This window comes from Affinundibacterium flavidum, from assembly GCF_014284175.1.
Classification (GTDB): Bacteria; Pseudomonadota; Gammaproteobacteria; order Burkholderiales; family Burkholderiaceae_D; genus Undibacterium; species Undibacterium flavidum.
The window spans coordinates 1-219 of record NZ_JACOGA010000095.1 but is presented as its reverse complement, the minus strand read 5'-3'; the positions used below and the strand labels follow the sequence as shown (position 1 = coordinate 219).

Annotated in this window: 1 protein-coding gene; it reads left to right on the top strand. The window is 45.2% G+C overall.

Annotated features, from left to right (window positions below; all coding sequences use genetic code 11):
• Nucleotides 1–219: transposase (locus H8K55_RS21510; RefSeq protein WP_186944288.1), on the top strand; the 219-nt coding region annotated here is incomplete at both ends.

Genomic DNA, 219 nt, shown 5'->3' with positions numbered 1-219 from the left:
ATACTCGGAACGATCCGGACTTAAAAGATAAGCAGAAATTATTGGATAGCATACCTGGTTTAGGAGAACGCACCATCGCCATTTTGCTTTCATACTATGCTGATACAGAGCGATTTACCTCAGTGAAGAAAGCAATTGCATTTGCAGGACTCGATCCGCGTCACTATGAATCTGGCAGTAGTGTGCGTGGCAAGACGCGCATGTCCAAAGTGGGACATA